The sequence below is a fragment of the Chryseobacterium sp. C39-AII1 genome, assembly GCF_039672645.1.
GTDB lineage: Bacteria > Bacteroidota > Bacteroidia > Flavobacteriales > Weeksellaceae > Chryseobacterium.
The window spans coordinates 61,688-78,130 of the sequence record NZ_JBDFPQ010000011.1 but is presented as its reverse complement, the minus strand read 5'-3'; the positions used below and the strand labels follow the sequence as shown (position 1 = coordinate 78,130).

The following is a 16,443-nucleotide window of genomic DNA, read 5'->3' as shown; positions in this document are numbered from 1 at the left end:
TTAACAGGACAAAATTATGTGTTATATTGTCAGGCTGAACTTGTCGAAGCCTTTTTTAATTATTACGATAAAATTCAATCAAATTATCTCTAAAATTCTCAACCTTATTAAATGTAAAATCAAACTCAGGAGCTTTCGTTCCATTTTCCAGTTTCAAATTTTCATTTTTGATCACAATCGCTTCATCCCAAAGATTAGCATTAATGAATTGTTGTAAAGTAAAGCTTCCTCCTTCAATAATAACTGACTGAATTTGTTCTTTATATAAAGCTTCCATTACATCTGAAAGAAAATTCTCTTTATCAATTTTAATAAAATGAATATGATCCTGAACTTCTTCTTTTACAGAGTTGATCACAATCGTCTTGGCTTCTCGATTGTAAATGTTAAAGTCTTGCGAAACTTTCAATTCAAAATCAATTAAAATTCTGACAGGATTTATGCCTTCTACATTTCTAACATTCAAACTTGGATTATCATTCAAAGCAGTTTGTGTTCCAACCAAAATGGCATGTTCATCTGCTCTTAACTGATGCACAAACTGATTAACCAAAGAATTAGAAATAGAGTAGGGTTTGAAATCTTTATCTAAAAATCCGTCGCCCGATTCTGCCCATTTTAAAATTATGTAAGGTCTTTTCTTTTCATGATAAGTGAAAAATCTTTTGTTCAGTTCAATACATTCATTTTCCAAAACTCCGGAAACAACTTCAATCCCTGCATCCTGAATAATCTTTTTTCCTTTTCCATTTACCTTATCATGAGAATCCATGGCACCAATCACCACTTTTTTGAAACCTAATTCTTTAATTTTCAAAGCACATGGCGGAGTTTTTCCAAAATGAGCACATGGCTCCAAAGAAACATAAATAGTAGATTCAGGGATCAACGATTTATCTTTCACGGAATTAATCGCATTTATTTCCGCATGAGGTTCTCCAGCTTTATGATGATAGCCTTCCCCGATAATTTCGGCGTTATGTACAATTATGCTTCCCACCAAAGGATTAGGATAGGTTTTTCCGATGGCTTTCTGAGCCAATTCGATACATCTTTTAATATAAAATTCGTCTTGCATATTGAATGAAAAAAGCGAAGTCAAATTACTTTGCTCCGCCTTTTTAGATTTTTAACTATTTTATTCTCCCGCGATAATGCTGTGAAGATTTTGTTTTAAGGTTTCCAAATGAGCTTTTTTCTCATCAATCGAATCAAAAGTATCTTTCAGCAAAGGATTATCTTTTGTAGGATTTTTAAAGAATGCCAAATTGTTTTCCAGTTTTACGATCTCAGCTTCAAGATCAGAAATCTGGTTTTTAATTTTTCTTGCCTTATCCGTTAACTGATTTTCAGATAGACCTTCTTCTTTAAGTTCTAATTCATTGATTTTGTTTAATTTCAATTTCTCTCTCAACGTTTTGTTGAATTCAGAGTTAATTGAAATTTTATCTCTCGGTACTTTTCCGATATTATTCCATGCTGTTTTTATCGCTTCAATTCTTTCGATGCTTCCTTCTTCATTCGTAACGGTTTTCAAATCATCAAGAATAGCTTTTTTGTTCTTGTAATTTTCCTTCCAATTATCGGTTGAAGTATTGCTTTTTTCTCTGTAATTGTTGAAGAAAGCGTTACATGCATCACGGAAATCGTCCCAGATTTTGTTCGTCATGCTTTTAGGAACATGCCCGATCTTTTTCCAGTCTTCCTGAAGTTTTTTGAACAACGGAACAGCAATATCCCATTCTTCATTGGCTTGATTATCCTGAGCAGTTTGAATTAATTTTAATTTTTCCTCAAGATTAGACTGTTGAGAACCTTTTAAAGATTTATAATACGTATTTTTTGTAGTATTAAAGCTTCTCAACGTGGTTTTGAAATCATTCCAGTTTTGGTTTGATAATTTTCTCGGAACACTTCCGGTTTTTAAGAACTCTGAACGAAGATCTTCCACTCTTCTGATCGAGTTTTGCCAATAATTATGATTTGGCGTTTCTGCAGGTTCAGATAATTTTTTAATCTCGGCGATAATTTGAGTTTTTTTCTCAAGATTAGCCGCTTGTTCAGTTTCAATAGCTGCAGAAAGTTCAGATTTTCTTTCGTGGATTTTATTAGAAATTTCTTTGAATTCTTCCCAAGTTTTTTCACGGAATTCTTCTGCTACCGGCTCAGCTTCTTCCTTCCAAAGTTTATGAAGGTACTGAAGTTCGTTTAATGCTTTTTGAATGACTGGCTCATGCTCAAGTTGCTTTGCACGCTCAATAATGTGCTGTCTTTTCTCAAGATTATGATTATATTCCTGCTCTAAGAATTCTTTATTTAGATCCAACATTTGATAAAACTGATTCAAATGATGGAAATAATTATTATTAAGAATTTTAAATTCAGACTTAGCCACTTGCCCCGCATTCGACCAATCTTCTTTTATTTCTCTGATAGATTTAAATAAATTGGTGCCTGGCTCTGAATTCGTATAAAGATTTTTAAGCCTTTCAATGATGGTTTGGCGATGCTCAAGATTCTTCTTTTGCTCTTCTTCCTGACCTCGTTGGTAAGTGTCATTTTTCTCTTTGAAAATATTTACCAAAGCAGAAAATCTTGCCTGAGAAGGATGCTCATAACTGAAGTTTTCAGGAGCATTTCCCGCATCTACATATTCATGCTTTTTGTCTTCCACTTCATCATGGATGTAATGACTTGCTTTTTCTTTTAACAGATTGAATTTTTTGAAGTCTTCACCCGCATTTGGCGCGTTGATGATTTTCTCCATTTCCTTCAAAGCATCTGCTAAAGTGATTTCTACATCTTCATGCTCTTCTTCGTGTTCAGCCTCTTCCTCGTGAAGTTTTTCATCGTTTGGAACCTCAGTTCCCGATGTTTCTTCTTGAGATACTTCGTTAGAATTTTTCATTTCTTCGTTTTCAGAAAGATTGTTTTCTGTAGTCATAGCAAATCGTTTATGTGAGTGGCATTAATATCCTTTAAATATAGCCAAAAAGCCAATTAAAGTACTAATTTATGTTATTTTTTTTGAAAATTCCAAATTTCCCAAGCTTTTTCTGCCTGTTGTTCCAACATATAATAGCCGTTTACCGTTTTGGCTCCTTTCTCGGAAGCATTGATGATAAATTGAGTATAATTCGGATTGTAAATTAAATCTATAATTAAATGATCCTTAGAAACTCCGTCAAAAGGAAAGTTCAGACAATCTTCCACATTCGGGAAAGTGCCGACCGGAGTACATTGAATGATAACGGTATTTTCCTGAACGGTTTCTAAATCTAAATTTTCAAAATTGATTTCAGATTTTCTTGAAATGGTTTTTGAAGCAATTCCGTTTTTATCCAAAACATATTTTACGGCTTTTGCAGCGCCGCCATTTCCTAAAATTAATGCTTTTGTATGATGATCTTTTTTGTGGAGAAGTAATGTTTTCTCAAAACCAAAAGCATCTGTATTATAGCCTGTTTTTTTACCATTTTGAATTAAAACACAGTTCACAGCGCCTATTTTTTCTGCTTCATCGCTTAATTCATCCAGATAATCAATAATTTTTTCTTTATAAGGAATGGTAACATTAAAACCTAAAAGATCGGGTGTGGAAAATAAATTTTCAACCTCATGGATTTCGTTTAAATCAAAAATGTTGTAAGAAAAGCCTTTCAACATCAGTTTCTGAAATTTATCTTCAAAGTATTTTTTTGAGAAAGAATAGGAAATGTTTCTTCCTATCAAGCCTAATTTTTTATTGGAATCCATATGATCAAAAATAAAAAAAAGACCGATAAAAATCGGTCTTTCATATAAAATATTTTTTAACTTTTATTCTACAATAAATTTAGTAGAGAAGTTATCTGTTCTAAGAATGTAATTTCCTTTTACCAAACCTTTTAAATGGATTCTGTTTGATGTTTTAAAAGGATTTTCAATCGTCTGAATCAGTTTTCCGGAAAGATCATAGATCTGAGCTTTAGAAATTTTGTTCAGGTTTTCTCCTTTTACAAACAATTCGTTGTTTTTAACAGGGTTTGGATAAATTGTAAATTGAGATTTATCTTTTGATGTTTCTGAAGTTGCTAATGCTCCTGAATAACACGTCCATGAAAGGTCGTCAATAGCAATTCTATTATCAGTAACAGAATTTTCAATTGAAATTACAACGTTTCCGCTTACATTAATATTGTTTATTGTAATTGGATTTGCTGGAGCTGCCGATGTGTAAGGAATTGTTCCAACGGTGTTACCATTTACTTTAACTGTTAAACTTCCTGCAGTACCCGTAAATTTCAATTGTGCTTTTACAGATAAACTTTGAATACCACCAGCAATTGTTGAGCTTGTTAAGCTACCATTTCTAATTGTAATTGCTTTTCCGTTAAGGGTTTGGTCAATTCGGGCATCCGTAGCTGTCCAAGTAATACTGTTATTAGTCCATGTTCTTGTATCGTAAGCAGGAGTCGTTGGTGATGTAGGAATATTTGAAAAATCTTCAGTTCCACAGCTTCCACCTACAGGTCCGTCGAGTGTTGTTTCTAGTGCATCATTACTTTGTGGAGAAGAATTTCCTGCTGCATCTTTAGCAATTACATGGAATGAGTATGGAGTAAGCGGAGCTAATCCAGTAACAACAGTTGAAGTTCCAGAAACCGTAGCTTTCAATGTGCCATTTGCATATACGTCATAAGCGGTAACTCCAATATTATCTGTTGCAGCCGTCCAGCTTACAGCAATTGAATTTGAAGTTGGATTGTTAGCAATGAGGTTGGTTGGAGCTGTTGGAGCTTCTGTATCTAGCACCGGAGTTCCCCAAACTTGATTTACATATTCTGGATGGTCAATGTATGGGTTTCTGTTTCCCTGATATTCAAACGATTTATTGTTTCTGTTTATTTCTTCTGGAGAAACAGGATCCATTATGTGCCAAGCTAATAATTGGTTTAGCTCCCATGTTTGAAGTCCTGGATAAGGAGAATTACCAAGCATATTCCCTGAAGTGAAAGTTGAAAGTTGGTTTTGGTATCTTGTAACAAAATAAAAAATCATTCTTGCAACATCTCCTTTGAATGCATCAATAGGTTCAAAAACAGTTGATGAGAATCCTTGGGATACTGAATTTCCCAGTTTGGAACCATTTTGGGAGGTATAAGATGCTGTTCCTACTTTTCCAAAAGGATGGTTAGATCTATAGCCATTTACTTTTCCATCTGTTGGACGGATAAAGTTAATGTCTGAATACATTGGCATTGCACTCCCAAATAAACTTTGTGGAACGATATGTTCTCTGTTGTAACAATCTCCTTCTACGGAATAATTTCCACATTGATCAGATGATACATGGTGATATACATATGGATCATTACCATTTGGGTTTTCTGAATAAATGTCTAATACAGTACCATCATTTTCATAAAAGTTATCTGTATCTGTAGTCACATAACCATTGTAAAGATTGTTGTAACTTTTTGGCGTGTGGTTATTGGTTATAATTTGACTTAACGCTGTTTTTAGATCAGCGCCTGTAAGACCGGCTGCATTATTGTAATAACCAGAAGGTATTTGCGAGAATGCATTAAAAAATGCAAATAATAGCAAAAAGGGAAGTAGATTTCGTTTCATTTTTAAAAATTGGGTCGCAAAGATACCAAAAAATTAAAAAATCTTTATATTAATTTTTGGTAATGTAATCTTTACTGATTTTAGAAAAGAACCAAGAAATCGCGAAACCAAAGATGGATGCGGTAAGCGCAACAATAAAATAATTTTTACCCACAATTTTTACGGGGAAGGGTAAAGCCTCATTTGCTCTGAAAAATTCTGTGTACAGTTGGAAATAGCAAAGTGCTGTTCCAAGAATTAAACCTGTGATAACTCCTAAAGTTACAATTAAAACTCCGGTATAGAAATACGTTCTTCGTAAATGACTCAAAGGGAAACCTAATGAAATCAAAGATTTTGCCTGTTCTTTTTTATCAAGCTGTAAAATAATAATGGCTCCTGCCAAATTAAATGTCGTGATAAAAATAACTAAAGCAAAAATGAGATAAATAAATAACTTTTCGGTATTAATCATTTTCCAGAAAGCCGCGTTTTCTTCTTCTTTGGTTTTGATTTCTATATCTTTACCTAAAGACGAAATTAAATTTTGCTTTACCGAATCTGTATTTTCAGGATTTTTTAATTTTATAACAATCTGGTAAGCTGATTTTTTGGGAAGGTTTAATAATTCTTCCGTCAGTTCAATAGGAGAAACGATATAATTGTCTAATTGATCATTTCCGGGAAAAATTCCCGTTACCAGAATGTCTTTTTTGTTGTAAATATCTTCCTCATTATTAATAATTCCTGTGCCGGGTTTAGGCATGAAAATCGTGGCATAATCTGTGGAAGAACCTACAGGGATTGATAATCTATTGTCTAAAGAATTCTCCATCAAAACTTCATTAGAATATTCGAAGCCGGGATAAGAACCATAGAAAACATTTTTATCAATAGGATTTACTTTAATATAAGCAGAATCTACCCCACGCAGGTAAGCAATATCACCTTTTCCGTTATAATTAATGTAAACTTTTTCTTCAATAACTCTTGAGAAATAGTTAATTTCCTTATTATTTTTTAAAACAGAGGTGATTTTAGGTAAATCTTTAATTGTTTTTCCGGAAGCGCTTTTGATCGTTAAATCTGCATGAAGATTAGAAATAAGGTCTTTATTTAAATCTTCCAATCCGGAAAAAACAGAAATAATAACGAACATTGCAGCAACAGCAACCGTCATCGCGCCAACCGCCAACCACGTAATAAACGTAACGGCAGTACTCCCTTTTTTAGCCAAAAGGTACCTCGAAGCGATATAAAATGCAATGTTCTTCAAAATTTATAAAACAGGGTTATCGCCTTCGCCTCTCAATTCTTTCTCCAATCTTTCCACATCATCAAGAGCGGTGTCTAGATAAAAATTAAGATTAGGAATTACACGAACCTGTTTTGCCATTTTCTGGCCGATAAAATTTCTGTATTGAGCTTTGTTTTCCTCAATTTCTTTCATTACAGCAGTACGGAATTCCTGCGGAAATATGCTTAAATAAATTTTGGCAATACCCAAATCTGCAGTTACCTTTACATCTGAAACCGATACTAAAATGCTCTGTTTGCTTTCTGCAGCCTGTTTGCGGAAAAGTTCTGCGAAATCTTCCTGTATAATCTGTGCTACTTTTCTTTGTCTGTTACTTTCCATAAGTTATGCAAATTTAGTATTTTTGTTTGAATTGATACTTTGAAATTTGTTGTCTGTATCAAATTTACGACTTAAATATTATTAAACTTTATGAAATTAGAACATATTGGTATTGCCGTAAAATCTTTAGGTGTCTCAGATGAACTTTTTGCGAAACTTTTAGGAAAAGAATCTTACAAACAAGAATCTGTGGAAAGGGAAGGGGTAATCACTTCATTTTATGCTGCCGGAGAAAGTAAAATTGAGCTTTTGGAAGCCAGTAAAGAAGAAAGTCCGATCTCAAAATTCATTCATAAAAAGGGAGAAGGTATCCATCATTTGGCTTTTGGTGTTGAAAATATCGGTGAGGAAGTGAAAAGACTGAAAAAAGAAGGATTTGAATTTATCTCTGAAGAACCTAAAGAAGGTGCTGATAACAAATTAGTTGTCTTCCTTCATCCAAAGTCTACGAACGGCGTGCTGGTAGAACTTTGCCAAGAAAAGCAATAAAAAATTTTGTAGTAAAAGAAATTTTGCTATTTTTGCAAGCACAAAATTTAACCAAGTTTTGAGGTCCTATAGCTCAGTTGGTTAGAGTCCCTGACTCATAATCAGGTTGTCCTTGGTTCGAGCCCAAGTGGGACCACTTTAAGCACTCTTTTGAGTGCTTTTTTTATTTCTATACTATACCGTACTTAAGATCTCTCACAAAAATTTAAAAACCAAATTTTAGATTAATTATTTTTCATTAAATCTATGGTAAGTTGTTGAATAAAAATAATTTAAAAATATTTCCTTTTGTAGAGAATTTCAAGAAATATTTTTACATTTGTATCAACGCAAACACATTTATATGATGAAAACAATTGTTCCTAAGCACTTGCATCTGCCTTCGATGGTTCTTGAGGAAAGGCAGTATCACTACAATTTTACTAAAAAGAGCTTTAACCAAGAAAAAGTATTTTCATTCGATTTTACTTTTATTCATAACGGGCAGACTAATGATGAGCCTAAAAGACCTGTTGTAAAAATTAATCGAAGTAATCTTTTAATAAATAAAGAAAAACCTGATGAAACGCTTATCAGTGAACTTTTATATCATTCCTCACAGGCTTTATTTCCTTTGAGATTATCTCTCAATTCTTATGGTTACCCTAAAAATATCTGTAATCATGCTGATATCGTTGAAAGATGGAAAAGCTTTATACCAAGATTCAAGCCTTATTATGAAGGTGAAAAAGCAATAAAACTGCTTAATCGTATTGGGAAAATATATCGAAATGCAGGTTATTTATTAAATAGTCTAAGAAAAGATGTCTTCTTTTCGGTTTATTTCTTTCCTATTTATGGAGATTATGGAGTAGGTAGGGTTACGAGTATTGAGGGTTACGAGTTTTGTTTTAATTCTGGGCAAAAGATCAAGTACACTTTGGATTTGGAAATTTTACATGAATTTACCGAGAATGGTAAAATCAAAATCATGGTTAAGGGTAAATCTAATATAAACGAAAATGATACGGTTTCAGGATATTTTTTAATGAATAAAGACCGAACAATTCATGAAATAAAAATGGATTTCTTCTTCGTTGATTATAAAGAAGAAATTAACATTCAGATTTTTGAAACGAAAGAAATTGCAGAAAGAAAATCGGCTTTTAATGTCGTGTATGATGAAAAAGAAGAAAACGAAAATCTAATGAAGTCAAGAGGATTTTTCATAGAAGAAGTTGAAAGTGATGATGTACCAAAACACAAATAACAATTATGAAAAAAGGATTTATTTACATTGTAAAAAAAGGGGAGACCTTAGAAAGTATTGCCGATGATTATGGGATTTCTGTGTATCAGTTAAGAAAATTCCACAACCTTTGGTGTGAAGATATTAATGATGGGATTGCCTACAAAGTTTGGGAAGGAAAAAAATTGACGGTAGAAAGGGAAATGCCTTCTAAAGAAGAAATTGATGCTCGAAAAGAGGAAGAATATCAGCAGGAAAAAGAGAAAAAAGAAGTACAAAAGCAGAAAGAAGAGGAAACTCAACGTATTGAGCACGAAAATAAATTCTATGTCGTGGACGGTGCAAAATGTGTCTGCGATAAAGGCGCTGTTCCTGCTACTTTAAAGGTAACTTCTCATTCAAAAACTATTTTCAGCAGTCGTAATAATGATGAAAAGTTTGTGGGAACTTTAGAAGATGTTCAGTTCAAAGAAGGAAACAGCTGTTTTGGAAGTTGTACCGCTAAAAATAACAATCCCTGCGCTTTTGTTCCTGCCGGAAAATGGAAAAAGCCTTATGAAAAAATGAAGATAATGGACAAAGAAGCTCTTCTTGAAATATCTTATCTAATGTGTTCGGTGGGCGGAAAAATTACGGTACAGCATCATGGGCAAAGCGTGATCATGGGAAGCAATAATGTGCAGAAGGCAGATGCAGAGCTTATGAACCAAGTGATGCCCGGAATTAATTTTGAAGAGTTTCAGGCTGAATATGATGAAAACCAATATTATTTATAAATTAATTATGGGTAAAATTTTAAGTGGAATAAAGGGAGAACGTTTCCCTTTGATTGGAAAACAAGCTCAGAAATATTCAGTGACTTTTGATGAGTCGGTAGATATTGGAACGATAAATGATGATGAAATTCTATGGCAGATATACGCTGCTAATGAATATGATGAATACGAGAAAGTTCCGTTCTCGGGACAGAAAAAAGGGAGACTAACGACCTATACGTTTTTAGAAAAATTATTAAATAAAAATCTACAACTCCAAGCGACATACAAAAATGAAACCGTAGAATTGCATATAACTCCGCAAGCGAACGGAGAAATAAAAATAATTGATGTATTTTTTCTGGATGTAGAATATAAGATACGTGAAAAAGACAATCTGAAATATATGAATAGTGTGAATCTTCAAATTTACACGTTGAATATGTTGGATAAATATGTCGATTTTAAAATTTTTGGTACCTTAAATGGCATAGAAAAAGAGCTTTACAAAAGTGACCAGCCGTTAAAAATTGAACAGAAAAACGGAATTGTAAAAACTAAAAAGTCTATTTTGCTAAGTCCCGCTATGTTTATACAGACTCAGCAGGATCTATCTGCGAGCGTACATTCTTACAGGATAAAAGTCTGGGAAACGGATAATGAAAGCAATTTTTATGAGGAAGGTCTTATTGTAAAAAACGAGATGGGAAAAATGGAAGTTCCGCAGGATTCTCAAACGCCGGTGAAGACGGGAACTTCGGAACCTGTGAAGAAGAAAGAGGAAAGAAAAACAACTGAAAAGACTAATGGTTACTATTATAATTTCAATGGTATTTATGAAGGACGTGTAACGGGTCAAAATGGAAATGAAAGCGATGTGTATGCCTGTGAAGGTAAGGGAAGTGAAAAGGATACTTTTGTAAATGCTAAAAAATTGTTATCTAATCATGAAAAATTTATTAGAGATGCATCGACTACCTATGGAGAAAGTTCTGCAGCATATAATATTATAGATAAATTAGAATTTTATTCTATTGCAAGCGTACATAAAAGAAATAAGGTTGCATTTGGTGTAAATTCAAGTTTTGCAAAGAATTTTAGAAGCCTTTCTGATCTTAAGAGAAATGAAAATGAAGCAATGATATTTTCAATCGCTGCTGAAATAAATGCTTTATTAAATGGACATGATTACAGTAATGGAGCTAAGCAATGGGATGGTGCAGAGCAAACGCATATTCCCAAAGATACTCCGGATATTTCATCAAATGGGCGATTTATGTTTAAAGTCAATGTTATGGGCTGGGATATTAAAGATGAACATTATAAATCTTGGAAACTTCAAGTATCAAAAAAATTTGGTGAAAAATATTTTACTGCACCTCAAAAAAAATATGCCGTAGCAAATTATGGAAAAATGACTAATAAAAATAAGATAAGGCTTAATTCTGTTGCACAATACGGCTTAACAATGTTTTGGAAAGAAGTTGATATTATAAAAAAATAAAGATGATAAAACAATTCACTCTATTATTAATCCTAATTTGTATTTCAGTAAAATCACAAATTAGGTATGACACAATAAGTTTTGATAAAATTAAATTAAATAATACTATTAGTTTATACACTGATTTTAATTATTTAAAAAAAATTATAGATGATAAAGAAACTCATGCAAAAGTTTACACAGGAAAAGATATACAAATTCCTTTTGTTGCTTTTGATGATGATGATATAATTTATACGGTCTTTTCTAATAATTTAGTTTTTAATTATAAAGAAGAAAATCCAAATAAAATTTATATATCTTATATAAAAACAAATAAAAATCTAACCATTCAGCTTAAATTAGATGAAAAGAAATATATCACTCTAAATAATAATATGGCTTTAGTGATGTTAAAAAAATATTTTAAAAATTCTGCTTTAGCCTTCGCCAAGAATGGAAAAATTTTTAGATTAATAATTAGAAAAGAGAATAAATATGCCTATTGTGATTTAATATTTAGAAATAAAAAATTCGTAGAAATGTATTTAATTCAAAAATAAAGTATAATGAAGCGGAAATATGAAATATTTATTTAGTATATTATTTTTATTAGTAGGATACCTACATACTTTTGCACAATCAAAGGCATACAAAGGTATTTATATTGTTAATAAGATTGTTGACAAAGGAGAATATGTAGATGATCAAAAGATTAATAAAAAAGATGAAATCAATACAAAAAAAATCATCTATATACAAAATCCTAAAAAAGATAGTATTAACTATTATGAATTTTATGATTCCTCGATCTCTGAAAAGGTAAATCCCTATCTATATACACTCGCAAAAGAAAGGGATTTCTTGTCTTTAAATTTCAAAGGGAGCGATTATAATTCAAAAATTAAAATAGTTTTTAATAATCAATTAAAAACTATCAAAATCCAGAATAAAGATGTTTTTTATCTTACCGAAGCTTATTACAAATATCTTTATAAAAGCGTTTATCAAAATCAAAATCTTCCAGATTTAGTAGATTTCCTTCAGGATTTTCTCGAAGATTATAATTTTGAAAACTTAAAATATATTTCTTCAAAAGAGAAATATAAGCATAAGGACTTTAAAATTATTAAGGCATATATGGAATCTTATAGAACACAAGCTACTGATTATCTTGATAAATGGAACATCCAATTTCTATATACAAATAATGGAACCTTAAAATATCTTTCTAAAGAATCAACAGAAGGTGATCAGTCATTAGAGAAAAAATTAATACTAAATAAAAATAATACGTATAAATATTCTATAAATAGAAATACTGAAAGTAGGTTAATTACTAATACTCAACAGTCATTTACTACTGATAACAAATATTATGTAGATAAAATATCTTCTACACAGGTCGGTCTGGGAAAGGAAACTAATTATGAAATCATACGAACTAATTATAAAATATTTTTATCGGATCAATTAAATTTGAATTCAAAAGTAATTTCAGAAATAAATTCCTCTAAATAAACTTTAAAAAGATTTATCAAAATATTCAAAGTATTTGAGTGTACAAAAAAACTATGAAGCATATTTTCTTATTGATTCAGCTTTTCTTTATACATACTTTTTCGCAAAATTTAGATAAAAAATATGTATTAGAACAAACTCAATATCATATTTATAAAAATGTGAAGACTAAGTTTTTTATCTATAAAGACACTTCAAATATTGAAAAAAGGCTTTTACGGATAGTATTTAAGGATAATAAGATTAGAGAAAATGATAACATTATAACAGGAATTGATAGCAATTGTAGTTACGATGATACTTTACAAGACATAATATTCAAAAATGAGTTTTTTACTATCGAAAGTATCTACTGTTCATCTGATTATTTTAGAAACTGTTATATAACATTTAAATATGACATTAAATATAATAACTATTTTTTATACAAATATTGTGAAGTTTATACTTTTAAAAATAACCCAGATCATCAAAAGAGTTCGAAAGTACTAACTAAAAAAGATTTTGGAAGAATCAAGATTGAAGATTTCAATAGAAAAATATTAGAAGAAATTTTATATAAAACAAATAAAAATCCGAAGTGAGTATCGTTGTACAAAAATTTATTCACACTGAAAATATTAAAATAAGTTTATTGTAAAAAAGTAAAATTTAATGATGGTTAACTTTTTGAAAATAAGTTGTTTAATTGTATTGTTCCTTTCTATCTTTCTATCTGCTCAGAAACAGATAAAAACAGATGCAGTAGTTCAAAGTTCAAATGGCTTATTTACAATTACTTCGAATAAGATTGTGGCTCCCTTTAAAATTAATTTTGAAGATTTACCCATGGAAAATTTAAAAGATAGAATGGGTGAAACATTCGATGGAAAAGATATATATTTTTTGAATGGAGATATAGTTGCATTAGGTAGTTGTTGTGCTTTTAAGGCAAAAGAATTTTTGTATTATAAATATTTGCCTGTATATAAAAATTGGGTATTGTATAAAAGCTACTATGAAGATATAGAGATTGTAGATGGTATAACAGATATTAAAGTGACTTACTATCCTTACTCATTGGGTATTAATAGTAAAGAATATACTCCAAATAAAAAGCTTTATTTACAAGATTCTATAAAAAATAAAACAACAATTGAAACTATTTTTAATAATGAATATGAAAAAATGAGAAATACGAAAAATTTAAAGAGTTATAACTTTAATTATTCGTATGAAAATCTGTTTCTTTTAATAAAAGAAAAGCCTATAACTAATAATACATTAGATAAGTATAATAATCTGGCATTCTATATTGCTCAGACTAAAGAAGGAAGCTTTAAAGCTATTTATTTATATAATGAAATACTAGATAAATTTCCGACAAGAGTTGTGACTTATCTTAATCTTGGAGATTGTTATTGGAATATCGGAATTGAAGATTTAGCCAAAGAAAATTACAAAAAATACATTGCTTTAATGAAATCTCAGAATAAGGATTTGAAAAAAACTCCCCAGCAAGTTTGGGAAAGAGCTAAATAAAGATGAAATATTTATTATTAATTCCTGCCTTCTTTTTATTAAATTTTGAAAAAGACAATTCAGTTACAGGTTTATATAAAACTACCGAAGATAGTTTTTGTAATCCTAAAATGAGTATTAATATCAAAAAGAATCAGAAGGGTTATTATTTTACCATATACAGAAATAGAAAAAATATTACTAGTGGAAAACTTACTATTCGTATTAATGATGATGACGAAAAAGTTTTAAAAATGAAGAACAGTGTTGGAATATTAAGAAGTGACAGTATTATTATTCAAAATTCAGGAAATGAGACGAATCAATATAATAATTTCAAAAATTGTAGTGCAAAATATTTAATCTTTTTAAAAGAAAAATAGAGTTTTAATATTAAGAAAATTTAAATATGAAAAAGGAGGGATAGGGAAAATGCAAAGATTAAATCTCATACTAATAATTTTTCTGTTACAATCATGTAATGGAGACGCCCAAACAAAAGAATTGCACAAAAAAAGTGAAATTGATTCTCAATATTCAATCAGGATGATTGATGATAAGTTATTAATTAAATCTACAGATTCTACAATTATTTATAATAGTAGTAATTTGATTAGAAATGCAGATTTATTTAATACCTATTTTTATAAAGGTACTTCTAAAAATGACTTTTTTCTTGTGTATCAAAACAATGCAAGTGCTAATAAAACCGAGAGTAGTTATCATTTGTTTATTAATAAGAAAGATTTGTTTTTAATAAGTAAGGAACAAGTTGATTTAAATTCAGAAGGAATTTTCATTGCTAGAAATTATATTATTCCTATTAGAGTTACAAACATTGATTATGAAACTATGGATGATAAAATAGTTTTTGCAAATAAGAAAAAATCAGTTGTTTCAAATAATAAATTGAAGAATAATATTTTTTTTAATAATAAAACAGCTTTTGAATTAACTTTCAGTTCTAAAGTGGATGATTTTTTCATAAATTATCCTGTGAATACGTTTGAAATAGTCACGTCTACTGTACTCGATGTAAAGAATAGTAATGACATTGCATATTATTTAGAACAAGCTGGAATACATGAAGAATCCATTTTTATATTAAAAAGTATCATACAAAAAGTGCCGACTCGAGCTGTTGCTTACCTTAATCTAGCGGATAATTATTGGGCAATAAATAAGAAAGATTAGCCAAAGAAAACTATAAAAAATACATTGCTTTCATGAAATCTCAGAACAAAGATTTGAAAAAAATACCTAAGCAAGTTTGGGAGAGGGCTAAATAAAAAATCAAAAAAAATCCGAAGAAGAAAATCTCCGGATTTCAATAATCATTCAAAAATTAAAGACAAGGAATCTTATTAATTATTATTGTTCAGTCTTGTAATTCTGAAATATTTGGTATAATCTTCGGTTGCTTTTTTCAGAATTCCGGAGTTGCTTCCGTAGGCTGGGGCAGACGTTCCGGGTTTTGTAATGACGATTTTAATCCTGTCATTGGCGTTGAAACGCAATATCGTTCTCGGTAAAATAACCGTTTGAAGCTGATTAGAAGTGCCTATATCGTATGGCATGGCCGAACCCGCAACGGCCGTCCATGTAGAACCATTATTGGTAGATTTCATTACGGTAATTGCCACATAAGTGTAATTCGAATTGTCTGTCGTGACACTTCTTTGAGGATTAAAACTATAATTCGAAAGTATTCTGTAATTTCCTTCAGTTTTTATTCTGAAAGTATCGTTGGTGCTTAATAATTCAATATCGGCGGCGTTGTCAATAGAAATTTCATTAGAAGACCAGATCACGGGAACTTCATAACTTTCACTATTGTTGATGCCTGTTACTTGAGCAGCGGTAAAAGTCTGAGCCGTCGTAGACCTCATCACATATTGATTAGACTGTTTGAAAACTGTAATTTCAGACAATGCTGTAAATTTTTGCCATGTCGAGCTTTGCCAAAAATAAATGGAATTTGCGGCTACGGCATCAGTTCCGGTTCCGTTGGCGGTAAGGTTTACAACCATTAATCCGTTTGCCGGGTTGGCAATAGTAGTTACATCATTTCTTCCTGTTAAATTAAGTCTGGGTAAAAGAAATCCTTTATTGGTAGCAGAAACATCTAAAATAGCCGACGGATGTGGAGAAGTAGTTCCTATTCCCACTTGCCCGTAGCAGAATGTGCTTAAAAAGAAAAGGATATATGTGCTTGTATTGTAAATTTTCATGTCGT

At 30.9% G+C, this 16,443-nt stretch carries 17 protein-coding genes and 1 tRNA gene; 11 read left to right on the top strand and 7 right to left on the bottom strand.

Annotation, left to right across the window (positions count from 1 at the left end):
- Positions 1-55 precede the first annotated feature (55 nt).
- The 6 genes from ribD to rbfA form a co-directional block, all read right to left on the bottom strand.
- A complete protein-coding gene (gene ribD / locus ABEG63_RS15930; RefSeq protein WP_312392685.1) occupies positions 56-1,078 on the bottom strand; it encodes a bifunctional diaminohydroxyphosphoribosylaminopyrimidine deaminase/5-amino-6-(5-phosphoribosylamino)uracil reductase RibD in 1,023 nt (340 codons plus the stop codon).
- A 60-nt stretch (positions 1,079-1,138) separates the two neighbouring features.
- Positions 1,139-2,944: a DUF349 domain-containing protein gene (locus ABEG63_RS15925; protein WP_346586163.1), complete on the bottom strand. Its 1,806-nt coding sequence runs from the start codon at positions 2,942-2,944 to the stop codon at positions 1,139-1,141.
- 74 nt (positions 2,945-3,018) lie between these two features.
- Positions 3,019-3,756: a shikimate dehydrogenase gene (locus ABEG63_RS15920; RefSeq protein WP_346586161.1), complete on the bottom strand. Its 738-nt coding sequence runs from the start codon at positions 3,754-3,756 to the stop codon at positions 3,019-3,021.
- 63 nt (positions 3,757-3,819) lie between these two features.
- Positions 3,820-5,613, bottom strand: coding sequence for an endonuclease (locus ABEG63_RS15915; RefSeq protein WP_346586159.1), 1,794 nt, complete (start codon positions 5,611-5,613; stop codon positions 3,820-3,822).
- A gap of 49 nt (positions 5,614-5,662) precedes the next feature.
- Positions 5,663-6,868 (bottom strand): ABC transporter permease, encoded by a 1,206-nt coding sequence (locus tag ABEG63_RS15910; protein WP_346586157.1) that lies wholly within the window; start codon positions 6,866-6,868, stop codon positions 5,663-5,665.
- 3 nt (positions 6,869-6,871) lie between these two features.
- Entirely contained in the window at positions 6,872-7,231 is a 360-nt protein-coding gene (gene rbfA / locus ABEG63_RS15905; RefSeq protein WP_346586156.1) for a 30S ribosome-binding factor RbfA, read from the bottom strand.
- A 90-nt stretch (positions 7,232-7,321) separates the two neighbouring features.
- Here rbfA and mce point away from each other — a divergent pair, with 90 nt between their 5' ends.
- From mce to ABEG63_RS15850, 11 genes are all read left to right on the top strand, one after another.
- Entirely contained in the window at positions 7,322-7,720 is a 399-nt protein-coding gene (gene mce / locus ABEG63_RS15900) for a methylmalonyl-CoA epimerase (RefSeq protein WP_346586154.1), read from the top strand.
- Between the two features lie 62 nt (positions 7,721-7,782).
- Positions 7,783-7,856: transfer RNA gene (locus tag ABEG63_RS15895), tRNA-Ile, on the top strand.
- 207 nt (positions 7,857-8,063) lie between these two features.
- Entirely contained in the window at positions 8,064-8,969 is a 906-nt protein-coding gene (locus ABEG63_RS15890) for a hypothetical protein (protein WP_346586152.1), read from the top strand.
- A gap of 5 nt (positions 8,970-8,974) precedes the next feature.
- On the top strand, positions 8,975-9,724 hold the full coding sequence (locus ABEG63_RS15885; protein ID WP_346586151.1) for a PAAR-like protein: 750 nt from the start codon (positions 8,975-8,977) through the stop codon (positions 9,722-9,724).
- A gap of 7 nt (positions 9,725-9,731) precedes the next feature.
- Positions 9,732-11,207 carry a hypothetical protein gene (locus ABEG63_RS15880; protein ID WP_346586149.1) on the top strand — a complete coding sequence of 492 codons (1,476 nt, stop codon included), beginning with the start codon at positions 9,732-9,734 and terminating at the stop codon, positions 11,205-11,207.
- A gap of 2 nt (positions 11,208-11,209) precedes the next feature.
- Positions 11,210-11,749 (top strand): hypothetical protein, encoded by a 540-nt coding sequence (locus ABEG63_RS15875; protein WP_346586148.1) that lies wholly within the window; start codon positions 11,210-11,212, stop codon positions 11,747-11,749.
- Between the two features lie 19 nt (positions 11,750-11,768).
- A complete protein-coding gene (locus ABEG63_RS15870; RefSeq protein ID WP_346586146.1) occupies positions 11,769-12,707 on the top strand; it encodes a hypothetical protein in 939 nt (312 codons plus the stop codon).
- 53 nt (positions 12,708-12,760) lie between these two features.
- Positions 12,761-13,291: a hypothetical protein gene (locus ABEG63_RS15865; RefSeq protein WP_346586145.1), complete on the top strand. Its 531-nt coding sequence runs from the start codon at positions 12,761-12,763 to the stop codon at positions 13,289-13,291.
- 70 nt (positions 13,292-13,361) lie between these two features.
- Complete coding sequence (locus tag ABEG63_RS15860) at positions 13,362-14,228, top strand: hypothetical protein (protein ID WP_346586144.1); 867 nt, start codon at positions 13,362-13,364, stop codon at positions 14,226-14,228.
- 2 nt (positions 14,229-14,230) lie between these two features.
- The gene (locus tag ABEG63_RS15855) at positions 14,231-14,590 is read left to right on the top strand and encodes a hypothetical protein (RefSeq protein WP_346586143.1); all 360 of its coding nucleotides are present in this window, start codon (positions 14,231-14,233) and stop codon (positions 14,588-14,590) included.
- Between the two features lie 49 nt (positions 14,591-14,639).
- Positions 14,640-15,401: a hypothetical protein gene (locus ABEG63_RS15850; protein ID WP_346586142.1), complete on the top strand. Its 762-nt coding sequence runs from the start codon at positions 14,640-14,642 to the stop codon at positions 15,399-15,401.
- 170 nt (positions 15,402-15,571) lie between these two features.
- Here ABEG63_RS15850 and ABEG63_RS15845 read toward each other — a convergent pair whose 3' ends face one another.
- The gene (locus ABEG63_RS15845) at positions 15,572-16,438 is read right to left on the bottom strand and encodes a hypothetical protein (protein WP_346586141.1); all 867 of its coding nucleotides are present in this window, start codon (positions 16,436-16,438) and stop codon (positions 15,572-15,574) included.
- Positions 16,439-16,443 lie beyond the last annotated feature (5 nt).

What these genes read in the sequence shown, in the direction of transcription:
- ribD (WP_312392685.1), bottom strand. Translation starts at nt 1,078, where the DNA reads ATGCAAGACGAATTTTATATTAAAAGATGTATCGAATTGGCTCAGAAA.
- ABEG63_RS15925 (WP_346586163.1), bottom strand. Translation starts at nt 2,944, where the DNA reads ATGACTACAGAAAACAATCTTTCTGAAAACGAAGAAATGAAAAATTCT.
- ABEG63_RS15920 (WP_346586161.1), bottom strand. Translation starts at nt 3,756, where the DNA reads ATGGATTCCAATAAAAAATTAGGCTTGATAGGAAGAAACATTTCCTAT.
- ABEG63_RS15915 (WP_346586159.1), bottom strand. Translation starts at nt 5,613, where the DNA reads ATGAAACGAAATCTACTTCCCTTTTTGCTATTATTTGCATTTTTTAAT.
- rbfA (WP_346586156.1), bottom strand. Translation starts at nt 7,231, where the DNA reads ATGGAAAGTAACAGACAAAGAAAAGTAGCACAGATTATACAGGAAGAT.
- mce (WP_346586154.1), top strand. Translation starts at nt 7,322, where the DNA reads ATGAAATTAGAACATATTGGTATTGCCGTAAAATCTTTAGGTGTCTCA.
- ABEG63_RS15890 (WP_346586152.1), top strand. Translation starts at nt 8,064, where the DNA reads ATGATGAAAACAATTGTTCCTAAGCACTTGCATCTGCCTTCGATGGTT.
- ABEG63_RS15885 (WP_346586151.1), top strand. Translation starts at nt 8,975, where the DNA reads ATGAAAAAAGGATTTATTTACATTGTAAAAAAAGGGGAGACCTTAGAA.
- ABEG63_RS15880 (WP_346586149.1), top strand. Translation starts at nt 9,732, where the DNA reads ATGGGTAAAATTTTAAGTGGAATAAAGGGAGAACGTTTCCCTTTGATT.
- ABEG63_RS15875 (WP_346586148.1), top strand. Translation starts at nt 11,210, where the DNA reads ATGATAAAACAATTCACTCTATTATTAATCCTAATTTGTATTTCAGTA.
- ABEG63_RS15870 (WP_346586146.1), top strand. Translation starts at nt 11,769, where the DNA reads ATGAAATATTTATTTAGTATATTATTTTTATTAGTAGGATACCTACAT.
- ABEG63_RS15865 (WP_346586145.1), top strand. Translation starts at nt 12,761, where the DNA reads ATGAAGCATATTTTCTTATTGATTCAGCTTTTCTTTATACATACTTTT.
- ABEG63_RS15860 (WP_346586144.1), top strand. Translation starts at nt 13,362, where the DNA reads ATGATGGTTAACTTTTTGAAAATAAGTTGTTTAATTGTATTGTTCCTT.
- ABEG63_RS15855 (WP_346586143.1), top strand. Translation starts at nt 14,231, where the DNA reads ATGAAATATTTATTATTAATTCCTGCCTTCTTTTTATTAAATTTTGAA.
- ABEG63_RS15850 (WP_346586142.1), top strand. Translation starts at nt 14,640, where the DNA reads ATGCAAAGATTAAATCTCATACTAATAATTTTTCTGTTACAATCATGT.
- ABEG63_RS15845 (WP_346586141.1), bottom strand. Translation starts at nt 16,438, where the DNA reads ATGAAAATTTACAATACAAGCACATATATCCTTTTCTTTTTAAGCACA.